General features: G+C 71.3%; 21 protein-coding genes. 7 read left to right on the top strand and 14 right to left on the bottom strand.

Annotation, left to right across the window (positions count from 1 at the left end; translation table 11 throughout):
- Positions 1-86 precede the first annotated feature (86 nt).
- The 3 genes from cobD to cobA are packed head-to-tail and all read right to left on the bottom strand — an operon-like array spanning position 87 to position 3,351.
- Positions 87-1,073: a threonine-phosphate decarboxylase CobD gene (cobD, locus tag G537_RS0118210; RefSeq protein WP_026871343.1), complete on the bottom strand. Its 987-nt coding sequence runs from the start codon at positions 1,071-1,073 to the stop codon at positions 87-89.
- Positions 1,070-2,506 carry a cobyrinic acid a,c-diamide synthase CobB gene (locus G537_RS0118205; RefSeq protein WP_026871342.1) on the bottom strand — a complete coding sequence of 479 codons (1,437 nt, stop codon included), beginning with the start codon at positions 2,504-2,506 and terminating at the stop codon, positions 1,070-1,072. Before G537_RS0118205 ends, cobD begins: the two co-directional genes overlap by 4 nt.
- 2 nt (positions 2,507-2,508) lie before the next feature.
- Positions 2,509-3,351: a uroporphyrinogen-III C-methyltransferase gene (gene cobA, locus G537_RS0118200; RefSeq protein WP_026871341.1), complete on the bottom strand. Its 843-nt coding sequence runs from the start codon at positions 3,349-3,351 to the stop codon at positions 2,509-2,511.
- 71 nt (positions 3,352-3,422) lie between these two features.
- Between cobA and G537_RS0118195 the strand changes: the two genes are divergently transcribed.
- Together G537_RS0118195 and G537_RS0118190 are read left to right on the top strand one after the other, a co-directional pair.
- On the top strand, positions 3,423-4,514 hold the full coding sequence (locus G537_RS0118195; RefSeq protein ID WP_026871340.1) for a cobalt-precorrin-5B (C(1))-methyltransferase: 1,092 nt from the start codon (positions 3,423-3,425) through the stop codon (positions 4,512-4,514).
- Complete coding sequence (locus G537_RS0118190) at positions 4,504-5,259, top strand: cobalt-precorrin-6A reductase (RefSeq protein ID WP_026871339.1); 756 nt, start codon at positions 4,504-4,506, stop codon at positions 5,257-5,259. Before G537_RS0118195 ends, G537_RS0118190 begins: the two co-directional genes overlap by 11 nt.
- Here G537_RS0118190 and G537_RS0118185 read toward each other — a convergent pair.
- The 7 genes from G537_RS0118185 to G537_RS0118155 all read right to left on the bottom strand — a co-directional run bounded on the left by G537_RS0118185 (position 5,243) and on the right by G537_RS0118155 (position 12,515).
- The gene (locus G537_RS0118185; protein ID WP_026871338.1) at positions 5,243-5,821 is read right to left on the bottom strand and encodes a HupE/UreJ family protein; all 579 of its coding nucleotides are present in this window, start codon (positions 5,819-5,821) and stop codon (positions 5,243-5,245) included. The genes G537_RS0118190 and G537_RS0118185 overlap by 17 nt on opposite strands.
- Before the next feature lie 217 nt (positions 5,822-6,038).
- Positions 6,039-6,818, bottom strand: coding sequence for a precorrin-4 C(11)-methyltransferase (gene cobM, locus G537_RS0118180; RefSeq protein ID WP_026871337.1), 780 nt, complete (start codon positions 6,816-6,818; stop codon positions 6,039-6,041).
- A complete protein-coding gene (gene cobJ, locus G537_RS0118175; protein WP_034852146.1) occupies positions 6,815-8,614 on the bottom strand; it encodes a precorrin-3B C(17)-methyltransferase in 1,800 nt (599 codons plus the stop codon). Before cobJ ends, cobM begins: the two co-directional genes overlap by 4 nt.
- The gene (gene cobI / locus G537_RS0118170) at positions 8,611-9,315 is read right to left on the bottom strand and encodes a precorrin-2 C(20)-methyltransferase (protein ID WP_026871335.1); all 705 of its coding nucleotides are present in this window, start codon (positions 9,313-9,315) and stop codon (positions 8,611-8,613) included. Before cobI ends, cobJ begins: the two co-directional genes overlap by 4 nt.
- 211 nt (positions 9,316-9,526) lie before the next feature.
- Complete coding sequence (locus tag G537_RS0118165) at positions 9,527-10,747, bottom strand: bifunctional cobalt-precorrin-7 (C(5))-methyltransferase/cobalt-precorrin-6B (C(15))-methyltransferase (RefSeq protein WP_026871334.1); 1,221 nt, start codon at positions 10,745-10,747, stop codon at positions 9,527-9,529.
- Entirely contained in the window at positions 10,747-11,370 is a 624-nt protein-coding gene (locus G537_RS0118160; RefSeq protein ID WP_026871333.1) for a precorrin-8X methylmutase, read from the bottom strand. Before G537_RS0118160 ends, G537_RS0118165 begins: the two co-directional genes overlap by 1 nt.
- Positions 11,371-11,378: 8 nt before the next feature.
- A complete protein-coding gene (locus G537_RS0118155; RefSeq protein ID WP_026871332.1) occupies positions 11,379-12,515 on the bottom strand; it encodes a sirohydrochlorin chelatase in 1,137 nt (378 codons plus the stop codon).
- A gap of 212 nt (positions 12,516-12,727) precedes the next feature.
- Between G537_RS0118155 and G537_RS0118150 the strand changes: the two genes are divergently transcribed.
- Complete coding sequence (locus G537_RS0118150) at positions 12,728-13,609, top strand: SDR family oxidoreductase (protein ID WP_034852145.1); 882 nt, start codon at positions 12,728-12,730, stop codon at positions 13,607-13,609.
- A gap of 6 nt (positions 13,610-13,615) precedes the next feature.
- On the opposite strand, the gene G537_RS0118145 is transcribed toward G537_RS0118150, so the two are convergent.
- Positions 13,616-15,676: a M3 family metallopeptidase gene (locus G537_RS0118145; RefSeq protein ID WP_026871330.1), complete on the bottom strand. Its 2,061-nt coding sequence runs from the start codon at positions 15,674-15,676 to the stop codon at positions 13,616-13,618.
- Between the two features lie 60 nt (positions 15,677-15,736).
- On the bottom strand, positions 15,737-16,975 hold the full coding sequence (locus tag G537_RS0118140) for a YeeE/YedE family protein (protein WP_026871329.1): 1,239 nt from the start codon (positions 16,973-16,975) through the stop codon (positions 15,737-15,739).
- A gap of 437 nt (positions 16,976-17,412) precedes the next feature.
- On the opposite strand from G537_RS0118140, the gene G537_RS0118135 reads away from it, so the two are divergent.
- From G537_RS0118135 to G537_RS0118125, 3 genes are all read left to right on the top strand, one after another.
- Positions 17,413-17,841, top strand: a complete 429-nt coding sequence (locus G537_RS0118135) for a hypothetical protein (RefSeq protein WP_026871328.1) — start codon at positions 17,413-17,415, stop codon at positions 17,839-17,841.
- Positions 17,842-18,058: 217 nt separating this feature from the next.
- Entirely contained in the window at positions 18,059-18,676 is a 618-nt protein-coding gene (locus G537_RS0118130; RefSeq protein ID WP_026871327.1) for an adenylate/guanylate cyclase domain-containing protein, read from the top strand.
- A 137-nt stretch (positions 18,677-18,813) separates the two neighbouring features.
- The gene (locus G537_RS0118125; protein ID WP_026871326.1) at positions 18,814-19,158 is read left to right on the top strand and encodes a hypothetical protein; all 345 of its coding nucleotides are present in this window, start codon (positions 18,814-18,816) and stop codon (positions 19,156-19,158) included.
- A gap of 15 nt (positions 19,159-19,173) precedes the next feature.
- Here the strand turns inward: G537_RS0118125 and G537_RS0118120 are convergent, their stop codons facing one another.
- Together G537_RS0118120 and putA are read right to left on the bottom strand one after the other, a co-directional pair.
- Entirely contained in the window at positions 19,174-21,075 is a 1,902-nt protein-coding gene (locus G537_RS0118120) for an AfsR/SARP family transcriptional regulator (RefSeq protein ID WP_026871325.1), read from the bottom strand.
- A 342-nt stretch (positions 21,076-21,417) separates the two neighbouring features.
- A complete protein-coding gene (gene putA / locus G537_RS0118115; RefSeq protein ID WP_026871324.1) occupies positions 21,418-25,314 on the bottom strand; it encodes a trifunctional transcriptional regulator/proline dehydrogenase/L-glutamate gamma-semialdehyde dehydrogenase in 3,897 nt (1,298 codons plus the stop codon).
- 190 nt (positions 25,315-25,504) lie between these two features.
- On the opposite strand from putA, the gene G537_RS0118110 reads away from it, so the two are divergent.
- Positions 25,505-26,131, top strand: coding sequence for a DapH/DapD/GlmU-related protein (locus G537_RS0118110; RefSeq protein WP_026871323.1), 627 nt, complete (start codon positions 25,505-25,507; stop codon positions 26,129-26,131).
- The last annotated feature ends 34 nt before the right edge of the window (positions 26,132-26,165 follow it).

Here is a 26,165-nt window from a genome sequence, read left to right as displayed (position 1 = left end):
CGCCAGTCTTTCACGCGCCTCCGTCGGGCGGAAGCGCTTGCGTTCATCTAATCACGAAATGCTTTAAGTTTAAAACAGATCTGGGCTCAGCCGAGCGCGGCGGCGAGCAGGGCAAACCCCTCCTCGTTGCCCGGTAGGCCAAAGCGCAGCAACGTCGGCCGGTCCGGGAAGGGCCGGACCAGGATGCCGGCGCGGCCGAGCCGGTCCCAGAGCTGTGCCGCCTCCGGATGCTCGACCAGCCGGAACAGGTCGGTGCCGCCGCGATCGGCGCAGCCACGGGCGAGGAGCAGCGCCGTAAGCCGTTCGGCGCCGACCGACAGGCGCTTCCGAGCCTCCTCCTGCCAGCCATGGTCCGACAGCGCGGCGATGCCTATCTCGATCGCCGGTCCCGGCACCGCCCAGGGGCCAAGGAGGCGTGCCAGCCGGTCGATCTCCGCCGCCGGGCCGAGCGCGAAGCCGAGCCGGATGCCGGCCAGGCCGAAGAATTTACCGAACGATCGGAGAATCAGCAGGCCCGGGCGCCCGGCTTCCACCGCGACGCTGGCCCACGGCGTCACCTCGGCAAAGGCCTCGTCGACCACCAGAAGACCGCCGCGCGCCGCCAGACCCTCGGCCAGGGCCAGCAGGCGCTCGGGCAAAACGATACGGCCGTCCGGGTTGTTCGGGTTGACCAGCACGACGACATCCGCCGCCGCGGCCTCCTCGAGCGAGCCGACGGTTGCCACCGCGGTGCCCTCCGCGGACCAGCAGGCGGCGTGCTCGCCATAGGTCGGGCCGAGGATCGCCACCCGGACGCCAGGACGCAGCCGGGGCAGCAGCTGGATCAGGATCTGGGTGCCGGGCGCGGCGACGATCGGCGCGTCCGCCGGGGCGGCGTAGCAGGCTCGGGCGGTCTCCAGCAGCTCGCCCATCCGGTCGTGCTGCGGCAGCCGGTGCCACGCGGCGGAGTCGATCGCCGGGATCGGATAGGGCATCGGGTTGATGCCGGTGGAGAGGTCGAGCCAGCCCTCGGCTGGGCGGCCCCAGCGGGCCTCGGCCGCGGCGAGATCGCCGCCATGCGGAACCATGTTCATGCCCGGTCGATCAGATGGAAGAAGGAGCCGAAGACGGAGCCGGCGCGCCGGCCCATCGGGCCTAGCGGCGCGCCCTCGGCGTCCCAGGCCTCGAACAGCGCCTCGCCCGGTCCTTCGGACAGGATCGAGGCGTAGTGGAATTCATGCCCGCGCCAGGCCGTGCCGGCGGCGCCGAGCGGCGTCGCGGCGGCCAGTGTCGTCTGGCGGTAGCCTAGGTGCAGCCGGCGCTCGGCGAAGGAGGTCTCGACCGGCAGCAGCCCGGCCATGGCGTGACGCCGGCCCTCGGCATCGGTGAGGCCGGCGCCCAGCACCATGTAGCCGCCGCATTCGCCATAGACCGCCCGACCCTGCCCCGCCGCCGCGCGCAGCCCGTCGAGGAAGCGGCGGCTGGCGGAGAGCCGGTCCGCATGGAGCTCAGGATAGCCGCCGGGGAGGTAAACCGCGTCGGCCGAGGCGTCCGGCCCCTCGTCGGCCAGCGGCGAGAACGGCAGGATCTCCGCCCCCGCCTCGCGCCAGGCAGCCAGCAGATGCGGATAGGCGAAGGCGAAGGCCGTGTCCCGGGCCACGGCGATGCGTTGGCCGAGCGGTGGGAGGACGAATCTCTCAACACTCCCCCTCCCCTTGCGGGAGGGGGGAAGGGGGAGGGGTATGTCGATCGAAGAGTGCTGGCCCTGCCCGCTCTTTCGGCCCGAGTCCCCTCCCCCTACCCCCTCCCGCAAGGGGAGGGGGAGGATTTCTTCTGTCGTGAGGCAAATACGGCGCAGCGCATCGACATCCACCTTCGCCCCAACCACCTGCCCGGCCGCAGCCAGGAAGGCCTCCAGCGCCGCATGCTCGCCGGCCTGGATCAGGCCGAGATGGCGGGAGGGCAGCGCCAACGCCGGCAGACGCGGGATGAAACCGAGCACCGGCAGGCCGGCATGGGCGGCGGCGCGGCGCAGCACCGCTTCGTGCCGGGCGCTGCCGACCCGGTTGAAGATCACACCGGCGACCCGGACGTCGTCGCGGAAGGATTTGAAGCCGGCCAGCACCGCGGCGGCGGAGAAGCCCTGGCCGCCGGCGTCCAGCACCAGCACCACCGGCCAGCCGAAACGGGCGGCGAGGTCGGCAGCAGAGCCGTCGCCGACCGATCCCGGCCCTGGGGCGCCGTCGAACAGCCCCATCGCCGCCTCGACCACCAGCAGCTCCGCCCCCTCCGTCTGCCGCGCCGCCAGCGCGTCCAGCGTCTGCGGCCGCATCGCCCAGGCGTCGAGATTGACGCAGGGCCGACCGCTGGCCGCGGCGTGGAAAGCGGGGTCGATATAATCCGGCCCGGACTTGGCCGAGGCCACCGCGACGCCGCGATCGCGCAGATGGCGCAGCAGGCCCAGCGTCACCACCGTCTTGCCGCTGCCGGAGGCCGGCGCCGCGATCATCAGGGCGGGCACAGGCATGGCTAGGACGCCGCCTCGCCCTTCCCGCGCGTGCCGAGCGGGTCCGGGGTCAGCTTCCTGCCCTCCAACGCGCCGAGCCAGTCGAGCGCCGCGCGCAGGCGCACTACCTCGCCCACCACGACCACCGCCGGGGCTTCGATGCCCTGGACCGCGACATCCTCCGCCGCCCGGGCCAGCGTGGTCTCCAGCACCCGCTGCTGCGACGTCGTCGCCCGGCTGATCACCGCCACCGGCTCGGCGGGCGACCGACCGCCCTCGATCAGATGGGCCGCGATCCGGGCGATGTGCTTGATCGCCATATAGACCACGATCACCGGGGAGCCGCGGGCGATCGCGTCCCAGGCGACCCCGGCGGTAACGTCTCCGGTGGCGTCGTGGCCGGTCAGGAAGGTAACGGCGTGGTTGGTGTCGCGATGCGTCACCGGGATGCCGGCATAGGCCGGGCCGCCGACGCCCGCGGTGATGCCGGGGACGATGCGGAACGGGATGCCAGCCTCGACCAAGGCCAGCCCCTCCTCCCCGCCCCGGCCGAAGACGAACGGGTCGCCGCCCTTCAGCCGCAGCACCCGCTTGCCGGCCCGGGCGAGCTGGATCAGCTTGGCCGTGATGTCGGGCTGCTTGGGCGAGGGCTTGCCGCCACGCTTGCCGGCGAATTCCAGCACTGCGCCCGGCGCGGCCAGGCCGATGATCGCGTCGGATACCAGCGCGTCATAGACCACGACATCGGCCGAGCGCAGCGCGTGCAGCGCGTGCAGGGTTAGGAGGCCGGGATCGCCGGGGCCGGCGCCGACCAGCCAGACCCAGCCGGGCTGAAACTCGGGGAAGGACAGCGGGAGATCAACCATCACCGGAACCTTAAGAGCCATGCGCCGCCGCCGCTAGGCAGGCTGCGACGCTTCCTGTATCGAAACCCATCATGGCCCGCAAACCTGAGGGACCGCTGCGGCGCGGCTGGACCACCGGCGCCTGCGCCACCGCCGCGACCGCCGCCGCCACCACCGCGCTGCTGACTGGCCGCTTCCCGGACCCGGTGGCGATCACCCTTCCGCGCGGCGAGACGCCGGCCTTCGCCCTGGCGCTGGAAGGGCGCGGCGACGGCTGGGCGCGTGCCGGCATCGTCAAGGACGCCGGCGACGACCCGGACGTGACCCATGGCGCGCTGGTGATCGCCGAGGTGCGGCGCGGCGAGGCCGGGTCGGGCGTCACCTTCAAGGCCGGGCCGGGGGTCGGCACCGTCACCCTGCCCGGCCTGCCGGTGCCGCCCGGCGAGCCGGCGATCAACCCGGTGCCGCGGCGGATGATGACCGAGGCCGTGGCCAGGATCGCCGCCGAGCACGGCGATGCCGGCGACGTGGTGGTCGAGATCTCGATCCCGGATGGCGAGCGGCTGGCGCGGAAGACCTGGAATCCGCGGCTCGGCATCGTCGGCGGCCTGTCGGTGCTGGGCACCACCGGCGTGGTCGTGCCCTTCTCCTGCTCCGCCTGGATCCATTCCATCCACAGCGGCATCGATGTCGCCCGGGCGCTGAGCCTGACCCATGTCGCCGGCTGCACCGGGTCGACCTCCGAGGCCGCGGTCGTCGCCCGCTACGGCCTGCCGGACACGGCGCTGCTCGACATGGGCGATTTCGCCGGCGGGCTGCTGAAATACCTGAGGGCGCATCCGATCCCGCGCCTGACCATCGGCGGCGGCTTCGGCAAGCTGACCAAGCTGGCGCAGGGCTTCCTCGACCTGCATTCCGGCCGCAGCGAGGTGGATTTCGACTGGCTCGGCGACCGGCTGGCCGAGGCCGGCGCCCCGGCCGGGATGGTCGAGCAGGCGCGGCGCGCCAACACGGCCAAGCAGGTGCTGGACCTGGCCTCCGGCGCGGGCATTCCCCTGGCTGACCTTGTGGCACGCCGGGCTCAGGCGACGGCTCAAGGGGTGGTCGAGGGCAGCGGCGTCGCGGTCGAGATCCTGGTGTTCGACCGCCAGGGCGGGCTGGTGGGGGCCGCCGATGGCTGGTAGGCGGCTGCTGATCCTCGGCGGCACCACGGAGGCGGCGGCGCTGGCCCGCGCTTTGGCCGAGGCGGGGGACTGGGACGTCGTCACCTCGCTGGCCGGCCGCACGCGGGCGCCGGCGGCGCTGCCCGGAACGGTGCGGGTCGGCGGCTTCGGCGGCGCTGACGGGCTGGCGGCGTATCTGCGGGCGGAGCGGATCGACCGGGTGGTCGATGCCACCCATCCCTTCGCCGCGACGATCTCGGCCAACGCCGCGGCCGCCTGCACCCGGTTGGGTGTGCCATTGCTGCGGATCGAGCGGCCAGCCTGGATGCCGGAGCCGGGCGACCGCTGGATCGATGTGGCGGACGCTGCCGAGGCGGCCGATCGGCTGGCAAGGGTTCTGCCGTCCGGTTCTGCGGTGCTGCTGACCTTGGGCCGGCAGGAAGTGGCGCCGTTCAGGCGCTGCCACGCCCTGCGCTTCGTGCTGCGCTCGATCGAGCCGCCGGCAGCCGATGACCTGCCGCCGGACTGCCTGCTGCTGAGCGAGCGCGGCCCATTCACGCTGGAGGGCGAGCGCGCCCTGATCGCGCGCCACGGCATCCGTGCCGTCGTCGCCAAGAACGCCGGCGGCGAGGCCACGGCGGCGAAGCTGGCGGCGGCGCGCGAGGCGGCGATCCCGGTGGTCATGATCCGGCGCCCGGCGCCCCCGGCGACGCCGGCCGTGCCTGACGTCGCCGGGGCGCTGGACTGGCTCAGCCGGCCGCGATGACCAGGCCGGCCACGGCGATGGCCGCGCCCAGCGCGCGCTCCACCGGGGCGAAGCGCAGCCGGTTCAGGCCCAGCGCCGCGCCGATGCCGATGCCGTGCAGGATCGCGGTCGCCGCGATGAAGCCGATTCCGTAGGTCAGCGCCGAGCCGTCCGGGTGCATCTCGGCGCCATGGGCATAGCCGTGGAACACGGCGAACAGCCCGGTCACCGCCATGCCGACCCAGGCCACCGGCCGCACCGCCAGCGCGATCAGCGCGCCGAAGACGATGATCGACCCGGCGATGCCGAGCTCGACCATCGGCAGACCGAGCCCCTGGATGCCGGCGACGCCGCCCAGCGCCATCAGGGTCAGGAAGGCCAGCGGCGCCTGCCAGATGTAGCGGCCGCCGACCTGGCCGGCCCAGATGCCGACCGCGACCATGGCGAGGATGTGGTCGAGGCCGGAGAACGGGTGCTCGAAGCCGGCCGAGAAGCCGACCACGTCATGCCCCGGATGGGCATAGGCCGCCGCCGGCAGCAGCGTCGCCAGCGCGGTCAGGGCGAGGGTCTTGGCAAATCGCATCGGAGGGTCTCCAGGGGTCAGATAGTCAGGTTCATGCAGAGGCAAGAAGGCTGAGCGGCCCGCCAACCATCACCGTCATGGCGAGGCGCGAAGCGCCGTGGCCATCCAGGGGCCGGTGCGAGCAGCCCTGGATGGCCGCGCCCCTGCGGGGCTCGCCATGACGATTCGGGGTTTCGGACCATGGGCATCACGACCATCGGCGTCACAACCATCGGTATCACACAGACGCAACTTTCGTGCCGCGCTTCGGGCGCAGCACATGGACATGCGCCGGGTCGTAGAGGGCGCTGTCGGTGAACTCGGTGTCGCCCAGCACGCGGCCGACCAGGATCAGCGCGGTGCGGGTGATCTTCGCCTCGCGCACCCTGGCGCCGATGTCGGCCAGTGTCCCGTGGATGATCCGCTGGTCCGGCCAGGTGGCGCGGTACACCACGACCACCGGGCAGTCGGCGCCGTAATGCGGCTCCAGCGCCCGGCGCACCGCCGGGATGTTGCGGATCGAGAGGTGGATTGCCAGCGTCGCGCCGGAGCGGCCCAGCGTCTCCAGCTCCTCGCCCGGCGGCATGGCCGAGGCCTTCATCGCGGTCCGGGTCAGGATCACGGTCTGGCTGACGTCCGGCAGCGTCAGTTCGGTGCCCAAGGCCGCGGCAGCGGCCGCGAAAGCCGGCACGCCGGGGGTGATGGTGTAGGGGATGCCCAGCACCTTCAGCCGGCGGATCTGCTCGGCGATCGCGCCGTAGAGCGACGGATCGCCGGAATGCACCCGGGCGACGTCCTGGCCCTGGGCATGGGCTGCCTCGATCTCGGCGATGATCTGGTCGAGATGCAGCGGCGCCGTGTCGACCACCCGCGCCCCCGGCGGCGCATGGGCCACCACCGCCTCCGGCACCAGCGAGCCGGCATAGAGGCAGACCGGACAGCGGGCGATCAGGTCGCGGCCCCGCAGGGTCAGGAGGTCCGGGTCGCCGGGGCCGGCGCCGATGAAATGCACGGTCATGCCCGCTGCGCCTCCGGCTTGTCGCCATAGCCGCGCGGCGTGTAGACGCGCGGGGTACCGTCGCCGAGCGTCAGCGCCCGGCTTTCCGAGGAGCCGACCAGCACCAGGGTCAGCATGTCGACCATCTCGACGGTCAGATCGCCGAGTGTGGTGACCACGAGGGTCTCGCCGTCGCGGCCGAGATTGCGGCCCAGCACCACCGGCGTCGCCGCCGGGCGGTGCGCCAGCAGGATCTCGCGGGCCCGCGCCAGCTGGCTGCGGCGGCGCTGCGACACCGGGTTGTAGAAGGCGACGACGAAGTCGCCCTCCGCCGCTGCGGTGATCCGCCGCTCGATCGCCGGCCAGGGCGTCATCAGGTCGGACAGCGAGATGGCGCAGAAATCATGGCCCAGCGGCGCGCCGATCCGGGAAGCGGCCGCCTGCATCGCCGAGATTCCGGGCACCGTGGTGACCTCGACCCGGCGCCAGTCCGGCCGGCCGCCGCGCTCGATCAGCTCCCACAGCAGGCTGCCCATGGCGTAGATGCCGGCGTCGCCGGAGCAGATCAGGGCCACATCCCGCCCCTCCGCCGCCAAGTCCAGCGCCGCGCGCACCCGCAACTCCTCCTCGCCCAGCCTGTAGTCGTGCCGCGCCTTGCCGGCGGCGGCCGGGCCGAGCAGGTCGATATAGAGGCTGTAGCCGACCAGATCGGTGGCCCGGGCGATCAGCCGGTCGGCCTCCGGCGCCCGCCAGTCGGCCCGGCCAGGCCCCATGCCGATCAGCGCCAGCGTGCCGCGCTTCCGGCCGATCCGCTCCGGGTCGAGAATCGCCGGCGCCTCCGCCACGGCGCAGGTGGCGCGGCGGGACTTGTGCTTCTCGACCACCAGGCGCCCTTGCGGTCCAGCCGCGGCCAGAGCCGCCGCCTCGGCCACGCCGTGGCAGCCGATCTCCCGGAGCACCACCTCGGACGGGTTGGCGAGGCGCGGCGTCTCCGCCTCCAGCGCCACTGGATCGAAGACCCGCACCGGCAATCCGAGCGATTGCGCCGCCGCCTGCAGCCCGGCCTCGTCGGCCTTGAGGTCGACCGAGACCAAGGTCGCCACGGCCTCCAGGGCCAGCCCGGCCTCGGCCAGGGCGCTGCGAATCAGCGCCTCGATCTCCGCCGCCTCGGCGCCGCGCTCGCAACCGACGCCGACCGCCAGCATCGCCGGGTGGTAGACCAGCCGGTCGGGATCGGGCGGCCGCGTGCGGACACTGGCGACGATCGCCTTGTGCGCCGAGGGATCGAGCGGCAGCTCGGCATCGGCCAGCCAGGGCAGGTCGCCATCGAGGCGAACGGTCTCGCCAGCCAGAAGATCGGCGGCGAAACTCTTGTAATCGCTGGCTTCCGACAGGCGCCAGCCGGACGGCGGGTCGTCCAGCGCCACGCCGAAGCGCAGGTCGCCGACGGTGGTGATCGCCGGGGCGACGCCCAGCGCCTGCGCCACCCGCCGCGCCAGCTCGTTGGCGCCGTGATGGCCGCCGAGCAGCGGAACCACGGCGCTGCCGTCCTCCGCCACCGCCAGCACCGGCGGCTCGCTGCGCTTGTCGGAGAGCAGAGGCGCCAGGATGCGGATCAGCGCGCCGGCGGCGCAGAGGCCGATGATCGGCTCGCCCGCCGCGAACAGGGTTCGCAGATGGTCGGCCAGCTTGCCGAAGGCGATATCGGCGCCGGTGACGCGGCAGGCCGGCGCGTGGATCAGCACGCCCGGCAGCAGCGGCTTGAGCCGTTGCGCGGTGGCGAGCCCACCGGAAGTCAGGGTGATCAGCGCCGTCATCGCCACGCCGCCCCGCGCCGATGCGCCAGGATCATCGAGAAATAGGGCACGGTGTCGGGATCGACCTTGGCCAGGGGCAGCACCCGCTGCTGCCCGAGCGTGGCCCGCTCGATATAGCGTGCGCCGATATACAGGCTTTCTTCTTCAAGCAATTGCACGATTTTCCTGAAGTGCCGACGGAGCTTCATGATCGCCACGGCATCGGCGGCGCGAAGCCGCTGCCGCAGTTCCTCCTCCGGCAGCGGCGCCGGCAGGACGGTCAGCACGTCGTTGCGGGCGGCCAGCGGCAGGCCAGTGGCGGCGGCGCAGGCGGACAGCGAGGAGACGCCGGGCACCACCTCGATCCGATGGCGTTCCGCCAGTCGGCCGAAGAGGTACATGAAGGAGCCGTAGAAGAACGGGTCGCCCTCGCAGAGCACCGCCACGTCGCGGCCGGCGTCGAGATGGCCGCCGATCTCGATCGCCGCGGCGTCGTAAACCACCTGGGCGGGGGCCGGGTCGACCCGCATCGGCACGCGGATGGCGATCTCCGTCTGGTCGCCCGGGAGATGCGGCGCCACGATCGACCGGGCGAAGCTGTCGCCGACATCCGGCGCCGGATAGGCGACCACCGGCGCCACGCGCAGCAGCCGCAGCGCCTTCAGTGTGATCAGCTCCGGATCGCCCGGCCCGACGCCGAGCCCGTAGAGCGTGCCGCTCATGCGCCTCTCCGGAGCAGTTTGGTTGCGCCGAGTTTCCCTTTGCCTCTCCCGCTTGCGGGAGAGGTCGGAGGCGCGAAGCGGCTCCGGGTGAGGGGATTTTGTCGAGGCCGGTGCCAGCCCTCACCCAGACGTCCTGGCGGACGTCCGACCTCTCCCGCCAGGCGGGAGAGGTAGACGAGGGCTCCGCTTTCGAAGCAGCCGGGACGAATCATCAACTCGCACCCCAGGGCTTCACCGCGGCCCATTGCGTCACCGGCATCAGTGGGCGCCAGCCGTGATAGCCGCCGACCGGCTCGGCCCGTGATACAGCGATGCGGGACAGGCTGCCGCCGAGCCGGGCCTGATGGCCGATCGCCGCCGCCTCTCCTTCTGCCGTCACCACATTGGCGACCAGCCGGCCGCCCGGCGGCAGCGCCGCCCAGCAGGCCTCCACCACCCCCTCCGCCGTGATGCCGCCGCCGATGAACACCGCATCCGGCCGCGGCAGGTCCTCGGCCAGCGCGTCCGGCGCCTCGCCGCGCACCACCTTCAGGAAGGGCGTGCCCAGCGCCGCCGCGTTCTGCGCGATCAGGGCCAGGCGGCCGTCGTCGCGCTCGATCGCCACGGCCCGGCAGCGCGGGTCTGAGCGCATCCATTCGATCGCGATCGAGCCGCAGCCGGCGCCGACATCCCACAGCACCTGGCCCGGCGACGGCGCCAGCGCCGCCAGCGTCACGGCCCGCACCTCGCGCTTGGTCAGCTGCCCGTCATGGGCGAAGGCGTCGTCCGGCAGGCCCGACACGGGCGGCAGCACGCGCGTCTCCGGCCCGGCGACGCAGTCGAGGGCGATGGTGTTGAGATCGTCGACCTCGCGCCCGTCCCACTCCGCGGCGGTGGCGCGGGTGAGGCGCTCGCCCTCCCCGCCCATCCGCTCCAGCACGATGAAGACGCTGCGGTCCCAGCCGGTGCGGCGCAGCAGCTCGGCCAGCCGTGCCGGGGTGGCGCGGTCGGCGCTGAGCACCAGGATCTTCGCGCCGGGCTGCAGATGCGGCACCACCAGCTCCAGCGGCCGTCCGTGCAGCGTCACCATGCGGGCCTCGACCAGCGGCCAGCCCAGCCGGGCGCAGGCCAGGCTGAAGGCCGAGGGCGCCGGCACCACCACCATCTCCGCGATCGGGATGCGGCGGGACAGGGTGACGCCGACGCCGAAGCACATCGGGTCGCCGCTGGCCAGGACGCAGACGCGACGGCCGCGCAGCGCCTCGATCTCCGGCACCAGGGCCACCAGCTGCGGCGGCCAGGGGATGCGGCGGCGGCCGTCCTCCGGCACCATCGCCAGATGCCGCTTGCCGCCGACCACGACCTCGGCGGCGTCATAGAGCGCGCGGGCGGCCGGCGACAGGCCGTCCAGCCCGTCCTCGCCGATGCCGATCACGCTGAGCCAGGGGGTCATCAGATCCCCTCCCGCGCCAGGGCGTTCACGGCAGCCGAGGCCATGGCGCTGCCGCCGCGCCGGCCCGGCAGGGTCAGGAACGGCACGCCGCTTTCGGCCAGGGCAGCCTTGGATTCGGCGGCGCCAACGAAGCCGACCGGAAAGCCCAGGATGGCGGCCGGCTTCGGCGCCCCCTCCTCCAGCAGCTCCAGCAGCCGGAACAAGGCTGTCGGGGCGTTCCCGACGGCTACCACCGCGCCGTCCAGCCGGTCGCGCCACAGCTCGACCATCGCGGCCGAGCGGGTGGTGCCGAGGCGGCGCGCCAGCTCCGGCAGCGACGGATCACCGATCAGGGACACGACCTCGTTCCCGGCCGGCAGGCGCGAGCGGATGATGCCGGCCTCGACCATGCGGCAGTCGACCAGCACCGGCGCGCCGGCCAGAAGCGCCGCCCGGCCCCGCGCGGCGACATCGGGGGTGAAGACCAGGTCGTCGACCACCTCGACCATGCCGCAGGCATGGGCCACCCGGACCGCAAGCCCGGCGACGTCCGGAGGAAACCGCTCCAGCCGCGCCTCGGCCCGGATGGTGGCGAAGGACTGCCGATAGATCGCCTCCGGGTCGCGGAGATAGGCTTGCTCCATCCCACCCCTCACCCGGCCTTCTTCAGGCTCTTCGGCCCCAGCGGGTGGTCGGCATGGGGATAGGGATGATGGTGATGCCCATGGTCATGGCTATGGCCGTGCCCATGATCGTGATGGTGATGACGGCCGTCGCCGTGATGATGGTGATGGTGGCCGTGGCCATCGTGGTGATCATGGTCGTGATCATGGTGGTGCCCATGATCGTGGTGATGGCCGTGCCCGTGATCATGATCGTGATGGTGGTGCGCCGGGCCGCTGCCGATGCCTTCGACGTGATGGTGATGGCTCTCCTGCGGCAGGCCGACCTCGGCCTCGAAGCCCAGGACCTGCATCCGGTACTTGCACATCTGGCAGTTCATGTTGCCGGTGCCGTCGAGGATCTCGGCGATCCGGTCCTCCAGCGCCTCCAGCACCAGCGGGTGGTCGTTCAGGTAGCGCGCCTTGACGAACTCGATCTCCGGGTGGCGCGCCGCCACCGCGTCGGTCGAGTCGTAGATCCGGTCGACCAGGATTCCGGTGAACAGGAAATACGGGAACACGACGATGCGGCGGTAGCCTAGCTTGGCCGCATGCTCCAGCGCCGGCTCGACCAGCGGGAAGGTGACGCCGGAATAGGCGGTCTCGCCCCAGCCGAAGCCCATCCCCTCCCACAGCATGCGCATGACCTTCGCGACATTGGAGTTGGCATCGGGATCCGACGCGCCGCGGCCGACCACGACCAGCATGGTCTCGTGCCGCCCGATCGGCCCGTCCTCACGCCGCGCGTCGGCGATCTCCACCGCCTCCTGCACCCGCTCACCGGCGGCGCGCAGCATCTTCACATCGATGCCCAGCTCGCGGCCGTAGCGGATGGTCAGGCCCGGATGCTGCGCCTGATAGGTGTTGAGCACCGACGGGATGTCGTTCTTGGCGTGGCCGGCGGCGAACAGCATGCCCGGAATCGCCAGCACCTCGGTCACGCCCTTGGCGCGCAGCCGGTCCAGCCCGTCGCGGATGATCGGCCGGGCGAATTCGAGATAGCCGTAATCGACCTCGTATTGCGGCAGGCGCCGGCGCAGTTGCAGGGACACGGCGGCGAATTCGTCCACGGCCCCCTGGTCCCGGCTGCCATGGCCGCAGACCATCACGCCCAGCTTGCCCGCCATCATGCCCTCCTGGCTCCACGCCATGCCGGCACGGCCGGCCCGAGGACCGGCAGCGGACGGTGGGCGGCACGCGCGGATATCGCTTGGATCTATCCGTCCAAAGACCCCGTTGCCTTTGAGCATCCCGGGGGCGTCGCGGGACGCACCGTCGACGTCCCGGCCGCCACATTGCTATAGCGGTCCCCCGAAAGGCAACAGAGACGCGACATCCGATGGACGATCTGCGACCCGGCCGGCTCTTCGTCTTCGGCCTCGGCTACAGCATGACGCGGCTGGCGCGGCGGCTGCGCAATCTCGGCTGGCAGGTCGCCGGCACCACCCGCGATGCCGACAGGCTGGCGATGCTGCGCGAGGAAGGCTTCGACGCCCACGGCTTCGGTCCGGGCCAGCCGCTCGACCCTGCGGCGCTCGCCGGGACCACGCATCTGATCCAGTCGATCTCGCCGGAGGAATCGGGCGACCCGGCGGTGCCGGCGCTGGCCGGGGCGCTGAGGGCGCTGCCCGAGCTGCGCTGGGTCGGCTATCTCTCGACCCCGTCGGTCTATGGCGACCGCGGCGGGGCCTGGATCGACGAGACCGCCGACCCGACCCCGGGATCACCGCGCGGCTGGAAACGGCTGGAGGCGGAGCGCGCCTGGTTCGCGGCCTTCCGGGACACCGGCGTGCCGGTGCAGGTGTTCCGTCTGGCCGGCATCTACGGGCCGGGGCGCAGCGCCTTCGACCAGTTGCGACACGGCCGCGCCCGACGCATCGACAAGCCGGGCCAGGTGTTCAACCGCATCCATGTCGACGACATCGGCACCGTGCTGATGGCCTCGATGCGCCGGCCGGATCCGGGCGCGGTCTACAACGTCGCCGACGGCCACCCCTCCAGCCCGAACGACCCGATCGAGCACGCGGCCCGGCTGCTCGGCATCGACCCGCCGCCGCTGGTGCCGTTCGAGCAGGCCGGCCTGTCGCCGCTCGGCCGGGAGTTCTATTCGGAGTGCAAGCGGCTGAAGATCGACCGGATCACGGAGGAGCTCGGGGTACACCTCGCCTATCCGAGCTATCGCGAAGGGTTGGATGCGATCTGGGCAGAAGAGCGGGCGTAGAGGCCCTCAGGCGGCTTCGTCCAGGCCGCGCTTCTTCAGCAGCGCCTCCGGTTCGGGCGGCCTGCCGCGGAAGGCGCGGTAGGCCTCGGCCGGATCACGGCGATAGCCGGCGGAATAGACGAACTCCGCCAGACGCTGCGCCGTCGCCGGGTCGAACACGTCGCCCGCCTCCTCGAAGGCGCCGAAGCCGTCGGCATCCAGCACCTCCGACCACAGATAGCTGTAGTAGCCGGCGGCATAGCCGCCGCCGGCGAAGACGTGCTGGAAGTGCGGCGGCCGGTGCCGCATCACGATCGCGGACGGCATGCCGATCCGGTCCAGCGCCGCGAGCTCGAAGGCCGCCGGGTCGGAGGCGTCGGCGCCCGCCGCATGGAAGTCGAGATCGACCAGGGCCGAGGCGACGTATTCGGCCGTGGCGAAGCCCTGGTTGAAGGTGCGGGCCGCCAGCACCCGCTGCAGCAGCGCCTCCGGCATCGGCTCGCCGGTGCGGTAGTGCAGCGCATGGCGGCGCAGGATCTCCGGCCGCTCCAGCCAGTGCTCGTAGAGCTGCGACGGGAACTCGACGAAGTCGAGCGCCACATTGGTGCCGGCGATGGTCCGGTAGCTCAGGTCGGACATCAGCCCGTGCAGGGCGTGGCCGAACTCATGGAACAGGGTGCGGGCGTCGTCGAAGCTGAGCAGGCTCGGCGCGCCCTCCGCCGCCTTGGCGAAGTTCATCACGTTGACGACGATCGGCCGCACCTCGCCGTCGAGATTCTCCTGCTCGCGGATCGCCTCCATCCAGGCGCCACTGCGCTTCGACGGCCGGGCGAAATAGTCGCCGTAGAACAGTCCCACCAAGCGGCCGTCGGGGCCCGTCACCTCCCAGGTGCGGACATCCGGGTGCCAGGCCGGCACGTCGCGCCGCTCGGTGAAGGACAGGCCGAACAGGCGATGCGCCACGTCGAAGGCGGCCGCGATCATGCGCTCGAGCTGCAGGTAGGGCTTGAGCTCGCTCTCGTCGAGGTCGAACTCCCGCTTGCGCTGCTGCTCGGCGTAGTAGCGCCAGTCCCAGGCCGCGATCTCGAAATTACCGCCCTCGGCCGCGACCAGCGCCTGCAGCTTCTCCTGCTCTCGCAAAGCGCGGGCGCGGGCCGGGCGCCAGACCGAGTGCAGCAGGTCCCGTGCCGCCTCCGGTGTCTTGGCCATGGTGTCGGCAAGGCGGAAATGGGCGTAGCTGGGGTAGCCGAGCAGCCGCGCCTGCTCCGCCCGCAGAGCCACGGTCTCGGCGATGATCGGCCGGTTGTCGGACGCCGCGCCCTCGCCGCGCGCGATCCAGGCCTTGAACGCCGTCTCGCGCAGGTCGCGCCGGGTGGAGAACTGCAGGAAGGGTTCGACGCTCGACCGCCCCAGCGTGATCGCGTGCTTGCCCGGCAAGCCGCGCTCCGCCGCCGCGGCGGCGGCCGCGTCGCGCAGCTCCTGCGGCAGGCCGGCGAGGTCGGCCTCGCCGTCCAGCACCAGAGCATAGGCCTTCTCGTCGGCCAGCACGTTCTGGCCGAAGGCGGTGCCGAGCGTGGCCAGGCGCTCGACGATCTCGGCCAGACGGCGCTTCGCCCCGTCCTCGAGCCCGGCACCGGCGCGGGTGAAGCCGAGATGATAGCGCTCCAGCACCCGCTCCTGCTCCGGCGTCAGGCCGAGTTCGCCGCGGCGGGCGAACAGCGAGTCGACCCGGCGGAACAGCGCCGGGTTCTGCTGGATCGCGTTGTGATGCCGGGCCAGCAGCGGGGCGACCTCGCGCTCCACCGCCTGCAATTCGTCGCTGCTGTGCGCCGAGGTCAGGTTGAAGAACACGCCGGCGACCCGGCGCAGCGCCCGGCCGCTGCGCTCCAGCGCCGCGACGGTGTTGTCGAAGCTCGGCTCCGCCGGGTCGCCGGCGATCGCCTCGATCTCGCGGAGATGCTCGGCCAGCGCGGCGTCGAAGGCCGGGCGGAAATGCGCGACCGAGATCCGTTCCCAGGGCGGGCTGCCGAACGGCGTGTTCCATTCTGCGAGCAGCGGGTTGGCGGCAGTCTGCGTCTCGGAGCTCATCTCGGCACCGCTGTGATCTGGATCCTCGGCAGCCAGAGTAGCGAGGATCGGTGACCTATGTCAGCAGCCGGTGAGACGCGGCGTCCGCTCCACCTCCAGCCCGAAGGCCGGCCGCAGCCAGGTGCCGGCGACATTGCCGAAGAAGGCGGCGACGAGCCACAGCCAGCCATGCAGGCTGCCCGAGGCGATGCCGGAGAAATAGGCGCCGATGTTGCAGCCATAGGCCAGCCGGGCGCCGTAGCCGAGCAGCAGCCCGCCGACCACGGCGGCGGCGACCTGGCGCGCTGGGATGCGCCAGACCGGGGCGAAGCGCCCGGCGAGGCCGGCGGCCGCCAGCGCGCCGACGATGATGCCGATATCCATGACCGAGGTGACGTCGGCCAGGATGCTGCCGTTCAGCGCCGCGGCATTGGCCGGCTTCGACCAGTAGGGCCAGCTCGCCGGATCGAAGCCGACCAGCGCCGCCGCCTTCGAGCCCCAGAGGGCGAAGGCCGAGGTGATGCCCCAGGGCCGGCCGGCCAGGGCCAAGGTGACGAAGTTGAGCACCGCCAGGGCGACGCCACCCCAGATCAGCGGCCAGGGGCCGCGCAGCAGCCGCTGCAGACCCCGCGTCGCCGGCGGCTCGGCCGCCACCAGGGCGCCGTGAAGCCGACGCTCCCGCACCACCGTCAGGGCTGCGATCGCGGCGAAGGCGGCGAGGCTGAGCAGCAGCGCCGGCCACAGCCCGAGGCTGGTCACCAGCGACACCGGCGGCAGCGAGGGCAGCGCCGTCCACCAGTGCAGATGCGCGGCGCCGATCGCCGAGCCGACGATGAAGAAGACGAGCGTCAGCACCATGCGGGTGGAACCGCCGCCGACGGTGTAGAGCGTGCCGGAGGCGCAGCCGCCGCCGAGCTGCATGCCGATGCCGAAGATGAAGGCGCCGACCACCACCGAGGTGCCGAGCGGCGAGACATTGCCGGCGACCGGCTGGCCGAACAGCGTGCCGGCCGACAGCGCCGGGAAGAACAGCAGGACGGCGACCGCCAGCATCACCATCTGCGCCCGCAGCCCGGCGCCGCGGCCGTCGGCGATGAACACCCGCCAAGCCGAGGTGAAGCCGAAGGCGGCGTGGTAGAGCACCGCGCCGAGGGCCGCGCCCAGGACGTAGAGCGCGGCCTGACGGGCATCGATCGCGGCGGAGAGCAGCAGCACGCCGGCAATCAGCACCAGCCCGGCCAGGCCAGCGACGCGCAGATTGGCCGTCGGGGCAAGACGAGGGGCGGCTGCCTGCCCGCCGGAGAGAGAAACCGTCGACATCGCATTGAATCCGGAGTGGCCGCCACCCCGGCGGCCCGATCGCCAATACATAATCCTGTAGGACAAAATGTCAATTAACAGAAAATGCATGTGTGAAATGTATTTTGCAGCGACACACCAAGCCGTTGCCGACCACGGGGAGACCGGCCGGCTCATCGGCGGTATCGCCCGAAGACCGTCGAAGCCGATTGACTCGGCCGGCCATGGGTCCATGATTTTTCCATCCACTGTGCAGAACCGCTTCGGCCCGTGCCGGGGGGCGGGTGCGGGTGGGACATCGCGGCCAGGCCCACCACGAGCCGGGATCGGGGGCCCGTCTTCGACGATCTGGCCGGAACGATGACCTCGCGACGCGGGCGACCCGTCGCCGCTCGGGACGTGCGCCGCATCCTCCGGGATGAGACCTCCACGCCGCGAGGCATTTCAGGAGGATCGACATGGCCTACCTCGATGTAAGCCCGATGATTGCCGCCCTGCGCACCTCCCCGGCCGAGTTCGACATCAGCCGAGGGCTGCTGCGCCACAGGCCCAGCGGTCACCGGGTGGTGTTCGACCCGCTGGGCGGCAGCGCCCGGATCGAAGCGCGCTGCGACTGCGCCCTCCTCCGCGTCTCGCAGCAGCAGAGCCGCGAGCTGACGCACGCCTTCCACGAATGGGAGGAGACCTATTGGCGGGTGGTGCGGATCAACCGCGAATTCGCCTCGCATTTCGACCGCCGCTTCTGGCCGCGGCTGGCGACCCATCTCGAGCGTATCCTGCAGGCCGGTCTGGCGGCGCTCGAACGGCTCGTCCCGGCGCGGCGGTCGCGGTCCGGCGAGAGCACCACCGATCGCGGCCCCGTCGCGCCGCCGATGCCGGCGGAGTGATCGGGCCACGATAGCCGGGTAAGGACGGATCCGCTCGGCGGCGAGGCGCCCAGCCGCCTCGCCGGCCGACGGGTTCTGGTCCGGATGGCCCGCGTCCTCGGATCACGCAGTTTTCACGGTCGAGGTCCGGTCCGTGCACGGAGCCTGACGCATCTCCGGAGAGACTCCCTTCATCGCCCCGAACCCACGGGGCCGGAAAATGGCAGGGAGGCCTCTCATGCGCATCACCGGAACGACCGGCGACCTCATCGCTCCGACCACGGGCCGGGTCTTCGCACCTTGTGCGGACCCGCCCTCTCCACCTCAGATCGAGCGGCGGCGGCTTTGCGTCCTGATCGCGGATGTCGCGGGGTTCAGCCGCCAGGTCGAGCTCGATGACCTTGCCACCGTCCTTCGTCTGCACGAGCTCCGAAGGCGCCTGATTCTGCCGACGATGCACGCGCATCGTGGATGGATCGCCAGCTCCGCGGGCGACGCCACGCTGATGGCGTTTCCCCGTTCCACAGACGCGGTGAACTGCGCCGTCGCGCTGCAGCGCGCGCTGAACTCGACGCGGGCCGGGGCCGCGGTCGACGGTGATCTTCGGCTGCACATGGGCATCTGCGCCGGCGAGAGCATTGCCGTCGACGGCGATCTGTACGGACATCCTCTGAACATCGCCGCCCGCCTTCAGGCCCTTGCCGAGCCGGGCGACGTCTATCTGTCCGACGGCGTCGTCGCCGAGGTCGGCGATGTGGCGGGGGTGCGCTTCGAAGCGCTCGGCAGGTGCGAGCTCAGGAACATCACGCAGCCGGTCCATGTCTACCGGATCGCCCGCGGCTCGCTGGAGGGCTGACGGCGCGTCCGAGAACCGTCTGGCGCGGCTCACTCCTGCGTCTTCCGGACGGGGCTGCGCATCCCTATGGATGGCTTTCCATTTCCGGCCGATCGCAGCACGGTCGCTTCTTTGAGATAGCGTTCGAGGGCAAAACCATGCCGCGTTTCGATCCGATCGCTACACCCCACGATTTTTCCGTGACCAATTTGGGCAATCAGGCCCAGCTTCTGGCAGTCGGCGAGGAAGTCTTCAAGGCGGCCACGGATCCGGTTGCCCTGCACGACTTCATCCGAAACGCAAAGACGCTCCTGCAGCAGCCGACCCTTCGCAACGGCCTCGATCCCAAGGCCGTGGCCGGCAAGAGCCTGAATATCGTCGTGGACACCGACGATGTGATCAACATCGTCATCCCCCAGGTGCAAACCGTCTTCAAGGATCAGCAGGACCGGGGCGAGTACATCAAGAGGCTCGGCTTCATGGTCCTCTGCGGATGCAGGTGAGCGGCCGGCCCGATCTCAGGAGCGGGTGATCCGTGACACGGCGTCGAGGAAATCCCGCCGCCTGCCCTCGTCGGGGATAAGCACAACTTCATCGAGCCATTGCAGAGCACGTTCGCGGGTGAACGGCCCCTCCCCGCGCCAGTTGCGCCCGAGGCGCCGGAAGAACTCCTCGCCGGCCGCCCTGGCTTCGGCGGCTCGGCCCGTCGCGGCCAGGGCCACCGCGCGCCAGGCGACGAGTTCTGGGACCGTATCCGGACCGAGCGGTGCGAGCGCGAGCGCGCGCTCATGGGCACCGGCATGCATGCAGGCCACGGCCAGGTACCAGTAGAAGTAGGCCGGCGGAGCCGGATGGATCGCCAGGGCCCGTTCGCCGCACCGGATCGCCTCGTCGACCGAGCCGAGATGCGCAAGCCCTTCGGCACAGGCGATCAGCGTCATCGGGTCCTCCGGATTGAGGGCCCGCCCCTGCTCGAAATGCCGCCGCGCCTGCTCCGGCATCCGCTGGCGCAGATAGGCCCAGGCGGCGATCATGTGCCCGTAGCTGTCCCAAGGATCGATCGCGAGAGCGTCCCGGGCGAGCCGGGTCGCATGCGCGAGGGTTTCGGCGCTGCTTTTCATCCCGGGCACCAGCTGCTGCCGCGAGAGCTCGATCGAGGCGAGGCCGGAGAGCGGCCGCGCGAAGCCCGGATCCGCCGCCGCCGCCCGGTTCAGCAGCGGCACGGCGGCATCGAACGCCTCGCTGCTGAAGGTCTCCGCCATCCGGTCGCCGGCGAGCCACAGATCATAAGCGTCGGCGCTCTCGCCGAGCCGGGGCCTGCGCTCGGTCCGGATGACATGGTCGACCCGTAGCACGAAGCCGGCCAGATGCGGCAGCACCGACGCCAGATCCAGGACCGCCGGAAAGGTGAACACCTCGGCCAGATGCTGCAGATTGGTCGTCGTGTCGCCGAGGCGCATGCCGTAGCGGCAGATGCGGCCGTCGTGCCGGAGGCCGGTCCGCAGCAGATACTGGCCGGCCTCGAACGCCTGCTCGGGCGATGCGACCAGCCGGGTCGAGAAGGTCCGGTACCGGGACAGCGCGATGACGAGCTCGTCTTCCAGGAGATGCGACAGATCCCGCACCAGCTCGGGCGGCCCGATCGGGGGCTGGGCGAAGACCGCCACGATCGGTGTCCGATGCGGAACCGCCCGCCGGGCCGGTGCCGCTGATTGGCGTGGTCTCTCCTCCAGCCGCCGGCGAAGGGCGTCGACATGGGACCGGAGCTCGGCCGAGGGCTCGACATCGAGCAGGCGGGCCAGGGCCTTGCGGCACTGCTCGAACTGTCGCAGCGCCGCCCCGATGGCGCCCTTGCGGGCGTGCAGATCGATCAGCACGCGGTGGCCGCCTTCATGGGCGGGATCGATCCGCAGGAGGGCTTCGGCCAGGGCTTCCAGATCCGATTCCCGCTCGACCTTTTCCGCGTCGGCGATGGCCTTCTCCAGCGCGCGCAGGATGGCGGACCGGCGGGACTCGCGCTCTGACATCAACCATTCATCGAAGGCCGGATCGGGCGCGGCGACATCACCCAGGAACTCGCCCAGCCAGGCGGCGCTCGCCCGCAGGACCGCCTCCGCTGTGCCGATGGCCAGAAGCCTGTCGACCTCCAGGGCATCGACGGCGACGGCCTGTGTATCAAGGCGCACGTCGAGACGATCCGCGGCCAGCACGTCACCGACGGACTTGCCGAAGGTCCGCCGGAGCTCCAGCAGCGCGTGGCGCAGCGACGTCTGCGCCTGCAACTGGTCCCGATCGCCCCAGAGCAGCCCGACAAGCCGTTCACGGCGCGCCTGCCCGTTCGGCTGCAGGGCGATATAGGCCAGGAGGCAGAAGGCCTTTCGCAGACGCGGCGTGCAGTCGCTCCCGTCGGGACCGATCAATCGCGGATCCCCGAAGAGTCTCAGCGCAAAGCCGCTCGCAGAAGCCCCCATGACTGTCGCCCTGCCGATCCGAGGCAAAGAACGTCGTCAACAAATCAAGCTGCTCAAACCGAATTGAAAGCTCTCAGCAAGGGCAGCAATTTCAGTGCGTCAGGAATTTCAGCTTATACACTGAATTTCATCTCAGATATAAACGACAACCTTGAACATTCCTGACGCAACCGAACGAATATCTATCACAAAATTATGGAATAATTAAGCCAAGGCGGGCGCATAGCCCGGTATACTTCCGAGCCAGGACCTGGGCTCGCGCTCTGGCACTCGTAATCGATCGCGCCGCGGTCACCCGATCGTCATCAGGCTGGCATTACCGCCGGCCGCGGCGGTGTTGTTGCTGATCGACCGTTCGCGCAGCAGCCATTCGAGCGCGTAGAAGGCCCGCCCCTCCGACAGGTCGGCGCGGGTCGCGCCCTGGACCGGCACCAGCGGGCCCGGCCGGGCCGCGACCGCCTGGTTCACCGCATGCAGGGCATCGCCGTCGCCCTCGAACAGGACCGCATCGGCCTCCGCCGAAGACCAGTCGTCGGCGCGGGACAGCAGCGGCTTCAGCGACGGCGGCATCGCCCCGAGCAGGGCGTCGGCGATCTCCTTCGGGGCGGACAGCACCGCCTTGTTGCCGGTCGCCAGCGCCGCGCCGATCTGCAGCGCCGCGCCGGTCGTGCTCTGCGCCAGGCAGAGCACAGCGCCGCGCGGCTCCAGCTCGTAGCTGTTCCTCTCGCCGACCGGACCCGGCAGATCGAGCGTGACGCCGAGCGGGCTGCGCCCCTCATAGGCAGCGACGCGGTCGGCCTCCGCCACCAGACCGGCCTTGCGCAGGCCGGCCACCCAATCGCGCAGCGGCTGGAAGCGCTTGCCAGCAGCCGCGTCGTCGACGGCCGGCACCGGCCCGGCCTCGGGTCGGACCGAGAGCAGCCGGTACAGGTACAGCGGCCCGCCGGCCTTCGGCCCGGTGCCGGACAGGCCGTGACCACCGAAGGGCTGCACCCCGACCACGGCGCCGATCAGGTTGCGGTTCACGTAGACATTGCCGGCTGCGGCGCGGTGCGAGACATGGGCGATGGTCTCGTCGATCCGCGTGTGCACGCCGAAGGTCAGGCCATAGCCGGTGGCGTTGACCGCGCCGATCAGCCGGTCGAGCCGGTTGCGGCGGTAGCGCAGCACATGCAGCACCGGCCCGAACACCTCGCGCTTCAGCTCGGCGATGTCGTCGATCTCGATCAGCGTCGGCGGCACGAAGGTGCCGTGCTTCGCCGCCTCCGGCAGCGGCAGGGCGTGGACCTTCCGGCCCTTGGCCCGCATCGCCTCGATATGCTTGGCGATGCCCGCCCGCGCCTCCTCGGTGATCACCGGGCCGACATCGGCCGCGAGCCGGTCGGGGTTGCCGACCGAGAGCTCGGCCATCGCGCCCTTCAGCATGGTGAGCACCCGGTCGGCCACATCCTCCTGCAGGCACAGCACGCGCAGGGCCGAGCAGCGCTGGCCGGCGCTGTCGAAGGCCGAGGTCAGGACATCGCCCACCACCTGCTCCGGCAGCGCCGAGCTGTCGACGATCAGCGCGTTCTGACCGCCTGTCTCGGCGATCAGCGGGATCGGACGCCCCTCCGGGTCGAGGCGGTCGGCCAGCACCTTCTGGATGATCTTGGCGACCTCGGTCGAGCCGGTGAACATCACGCCGCGGGTGCGGGGATCGGCCACCAGCCGCGCCCCGACCTCGCCCGCGCCGGGCACCAGTTGCACCGCTCCGGCCGGCACCCCGGCCTCGCGCAGGATGCGCACCGCCGCGGCCGCGATCAGCGGCGTCTCCTCGGCCGGCTTGGCCAGAACGGCGTTGCCGGCGGCCAGCGCCGCCGCAACCTGGCCGGTGAAGATCGCCAGCGGAAAGTTCCAGGGGCTGATGCAGACCACCGGACCGAGCGGCCGGTGGGTGTCGTTCGAGAACTGATCCCGCACCTGGGCCGCATAGTAGCGCAGGAAATCGACCGCCTCGCGCACCTCGCCGATCGCGTTCGACAGGGTCTTGCCGGCCTCGCGAACGATGGTGCCCAGCAGGGCCGGCATCCGCGCTTCCATCAGGTCGGCGGCGCGCAGCAGGCAGGCGGCGCGGTCGGCCGGCGGCGTCGCCTGCCAGATCGGCGCCGCGGCGGCAGCCAGGGCCATCGCCTCGTCGACCTGCCCGGACGAGGCCTCGACCACCTGCCCGACCACGTCGCGCCGGTCGGCCGGGTTGCGGACCTCTCGCGCCGGCCCGTCGCGGTCGCCGTCGCCCAGCATCGGCACGGCGCGGACCATGGCGTCGGCCCCGGCCAGCAGCGCGGCGGAGAGCGAGGCCAGGCGCTGCTCGTTGGTGAGGTCGAGGCCCGCCGAATTCTCGCGGACCTCGCCGAACAGGGCGCGCGGCTGGGCGATCTTCGGATGCGGGGCGCCGAGCGGCTGCACCTTGCGTGCCGCCTCGACCGGGTCGGCGATCAGCTCGTCGACCGAGACATCCGGGTCGCCGATGCGGTTGACGAAGGAAGTGTTGGCCCCGTTCTCGAGCAGGCGGCGGACGAGATAGGCCAGCAGCGTCTCATGGGTGCCGACCGGGGCGTAGATCCGGCACGGCCGATCCAGCTTGTCGCGGCCGACCACCTCCTCGTACAGCCCCTCGCCCATGCCGTGCAGGCACTGGAACTCGTACTGGCCGCGATAATAGTTCTCGCCGGCCATCTTGTAGATGGTCGCCAGCGTCTGGGCGTTGTGGGTGGCGAATTGCGGGAACACCGCGTCCGGCGCGGCCAGCAACTTGCGGGCGCAGGCGAGGTAGGAGACGTCGGTGTAGATCTTGCGGGTGTAGACCGGGAAGCCTTCCAGGCCGTCGACCTGGGCGCGCTTGATCTCGCTGTCCCAATAGGCACCCTTGACCAGCCGCACCATCAGCCGGTGGCCGCTGCGCCGGGCCAGGTCGATGATCCAGTCGATCACGAAGGGGCAGCGCTTCTGATAGGCCTGGACGACGAAGCCGATGCCGTTCCACCCGGCCAGAGCCGGGTCGAAGCACAGCGCCTCCAGCAGGTCGAGCGACAGCTCCAGCCGGTCGGCCTCCTCGGCATCGATGTTGAGGCCGATGTCGTAGCTGCGGGCCAGCACCGCCAGCGCCGTCAGCCGCGGCAGCAGCTCACCCTTCACCCGCTCGGCCTGGGCGCGGGAATAGCGCGGATGCAGGGCCGACAGCTTGACCGAGATGCCCGGCCCTTCGTAGATGCCGCGCCGCTCCCCCGCCTTGCCGATGGCGTGGATCGCCTGTTCGTAGTCGCGGTAGTAGCGGTCGGCGTCGGCCGCCGTGGTCGCCGCCTCGCCGAGCATGTCGTAGGAGTAGCGGAAGCCCTTGGCCTCCATCTTCCGGCCGTTGGCCAGCGCCTCGGAGATGGTCTGGCCGGAGACGAACTGTTCGCCCATCATCCGCATGGCGATGTCGACGCCCTTGCGGATCACCGGCTCGCCGCCCTTGGCGATCAGCCGGGTCAGGGCGGCGGACAGGCCGGCCTCGCTGCTGGTGGTCACCAGCCGCCCGGTCACCACCAGCCCCCAGGCGGCGGCGTTGACGAACATGGACGGGCTCTGCCCGACATGGGACTGCCAGTCGCCGGAGGCGATCTTGTCGCGGATCAGCGCGTCGCGGGTGGCGCGGTCGGGGATGCGCAGCAGCGCCTCGGCCAGGCACATCAGGGCGACGCCCTCATGGCTCGACAGCGAGAACTCCTGGATCAACCCCTCGACCCCATGGCCGACGCCCTTGGCGCGCAGCGCCTCGACCAGGCTGCGGGCGATGCCGCGGGCACCGTCGGTCACCGGCTTCGGCAGGGTGGCGCCGGCCAGGATATAGGGCAGGCACTCCTCCTCCGGCCGGCGATAGGCGGCGGTGATCTTGGCGCGCAGCACGGTCTGCGGCTGCACCGACTGGGCGAACTCCAGGAAGGGCTGCGGCCCGGCCTCCTCGACCGCCGACGCGCCGTCGGCGACCTCGACGCCATCGGCCTCGTCGACCCCGCCGAAGCTCTCGCCACGCTCGACCCGGTCGAGCATCGCCAGCATGGCCTGCTTGACCAGCCAGTGCGGGGTGCGGCCCTGCTTCTCCGCCGCCGCCTTCAGCCGCGCCCGCAGCTCGTCATCGATCTTCACGCCGAACGTCGTGCTGCCCATGGCCCTGCCCCGCTCCCGGATTGCGAGTGGAGTAGTACCACCACAGCATCAGAAGGTGCAACCAAAGCAAAAGGTCGGTTGCACCCTCACCAGGTTGCGTGGAACGGGTCCGGCGACCATCACCCGCACGACAGCAGAATCGTCATCGAATTCGTCTAGACCTCTATACGATCCTTCCGTGGAGAGGCCGATGAGCCCGAAAACCCTGGGGCCGGAGCCCCTGATCCATCCGACCGCCCGCGTCTCCGCCAGCCGGCTCGGCACCTATACCGAGGTCGGCGCCCAGGCCGTGCTCGACGAGGTCGAGCTCGGCGACTACAGCTACCTGATGGACGGCGCCATGGCCTGGTGTGTCGAGATCGGCAAGTTCTGCTCGATCGCGGCCTATACCCGCCTGAACGCGCCGAACCATCCGACCTGGCGGGCGACACAGCACCATTTCACCTATCGCTCCGCCGCCTACGGCCTGTCCGATGCGGATGACGACGACTTCTTCGCTTGGCGTCGCGACAACCGGGTGGCGATCGGCCACGACGTCTGGATCGGCCACGGCGCCATCGTGCTGCCCGGGGTCACGGTCGGCACCGGGGCCGCGATCGGGGCCGGCGCCGTGGTCACGCGCGACGTCGCCCCCTACACCATCGTCGCCGGCAGCCCGGCCCGGCCGATCCGCAGGCGGGTGACCGAGGCGGTGGAGGCGCGCCTCCTGGCGCTGGCCTGGTGGGACTGGCCGCACGACCGGCTGCGCAGCGCGCTCGCGGATTTCCGGACGCTCGATGCGGAGGCGTTCTGCGCCAAGCACGAGGCCGGAGGATGAACGTCCGATAGCGGAACCGACAGCCTCGCCGCCC

It is taken from the genome of Inquilinus limosus DSM 16000, from assembly GCF_000423185.1.
Lineage (GTDB): Bacteria > Pseudomonadota > Alphaproteobacteria > DSM-16000 > Inquilinaceae > Inquilinus > Inquilinus limosus.
This window is presented reverse-complemented; position numbering and strand designations above follow the sequence as displayed.